1 protein-coding gene and 1 pseudogene are annotated in these 1,794 nt (G+C 65.0%); both read right to left on the reverse strand.

Annotated features, from left to right (window positions below; genetic code table 11):
• On the reverse strand, positions 1-887 hold an 887-nt coding region (gene proW / locus GIB19_RS28010), incomplete at its 3' end, for a glycine betaine/L-proline ABC transporter permease ProW (RefSeq protein WP_274888840.1).
• 79 nt (positions 888-966) lie between these two features.
• Positions 967-1,785 (reverse strand): annotated as a pseudogene (locus GIB19_RS28015) (quaternary amine ABC transporter ATP-binding protein); the annotation flags it as partial.
• Positions 1,786-1,794: the final 9 nt, after the last annotated feature.

Genomic DNA, 1,794 nt, shown 5'->3' on the forward strand with positions numbered 1-1,794 from the left:
CCGGTGTGGTACCAGCGCAGGCTCGGGTCGGCATTGGTGCGCGCGCCCATGGCTTGGGTCAGGCGGTCGAGGAAGATCGCCAACAGCACCAGCCCCATGCCACCGACCGTGGCCAGGCCCATGTCCAACCGGCCGATGCCGCGCAGCACCATCTGGCCCAGGCCGCCGACCGAGATCATCGAGGCGATCACCACCATCGACAGCGACAGCATCAGGGTCTGGTTGAGCCCGGCCATGATGGTCGAGGTGGCCAGCGGCAGCTGCACGCGGGTCAGCATCTGGCGCGGCGTGCAGCCAAAGGCGCGGGCCGCTTCGATCTTGTCTTCCGGCACCTGGCGGATGCCCAGGTTGGTCAGGCGCACCAGCGGCGGCAGGGCAAACACGATGGTCACCAGCACGCCCGGCACGTTGCCGATGCCGAACAGCATCACCACCGGCACCAGGTAGACGAACGCCGGCAGCGTCTGCATCGCATCGAGCACGGGGCGGATAATGCTTTCCAGGCGGTTGCTGCGGGCGCAGACAATGCCCAGCGGGATGCCGATCACCGCGCAGAAAAACACCGAAGTGAGCACCAGCGCCAGGGTGGTCATCGACTCCGACCACACGCCGATCAGCCCCAGCAGCGTCAGGGTGACGAAGCACAGCAGCGCCATGCGCTTGCCCGCCAGCTGCCAGCCGAGCAAGGACGACAGCAGGATGCCAATGGTGGGCGGGATGCTCTGCAGGGCGAACTCGATGCCGTTGAGCACCTGGTCGATCGGCCAGCGGATGGCGCGAAACACCTCACGGAAGTTGTGCACGAGGAAGTTGAGGGTAGCGGTGACCCAGTCGCCCAGGGGGATGGTGGCCGCCTGGAACGGGTCGAGCAGGCTGAATTCGGACATGGGGCAAACCTCGCGGGGGTCAGTGGCGGCTCAGGGACTGCAACGGCGTGCTGTTGGCCAGGCTGGAACACTGGCAGCGGCTGTTGAAGGTCTTGAAGAACGCGCGCACGTAATCGTTGGCCGGCTGGTTGATCAGCTGCTGCGGGGTGCCGATTTGCACCACCCGGCCGCCCTCCATGATCGCGATGCGATGGCCGATGCGGATGGCTTCCTCGATGTCGTGGGAAATGAAGATGATGGTGCGCTGCTGCTCGGCCTGCAGGCGCATCAGCTCGCCCTGCATCTCGTTGCGAATCAGCGGGTCGAGGGCCGAGAAGGCTTCGTCCATCAACAGGATGGTCGGGTCGTTGGCCAGCGCCCGGGCCAGGCCCACGCGCTGCTGCATGCCGCCGGACAGCTGGTGCGGGTAGCTATGCTCGTGGCCGGCCAGGCCGACCTGGCTCAGCGCCTCGCGGGCACGGCGGTGGCGTTCGGTTTCGGCAACGCCGGCAATTTCCAGGCCGAAGGCGGTGTTCTGCAGCACGCTCATGTGCGGCATCAGGGCGAAGGACTGGAACACCATGCCCATTTCCTTGCGGCGCACATCGAGCAGGGCTTTATCGGACAGGCCGGTGATTTCGCGGCCGTTGAGGTGGATGCTGCCGGCGGTGGGTTCGATCAGGCGGTTGAACAGCCGCACCATGGTCGACTTGCCCGAGCCCGACAGGCCCATGATGACGAAGATCTCGCCACGTTTGACGGAAAAGCTTGCATCGAACACGCCGACGACGTGGCCGGTCTTGCTGAAGATTTCGTTCTTGTCGGCGCCCTTGCGGAGCATCTCCATGGCCATGTTCGGGTTGGGGCCGAACACTTTGAAGATGTTGTTTACCGAAAGAATCTCATCGGCATGGCTCATACGACCCTC

It is taken from the genome of Pseudomonas sp. ITEM 17296 (assembly GCF_028895205.1).
In the GTDB taxonomy this organism is placed as follows: domain Bacteria; phylum Pseudomonadota; class Gammaproteobacteria; order Pseudomonadales; family Pseudomonadaceae; genus Aquipseudomonas; species Aquipseudomonas kermanshahensis.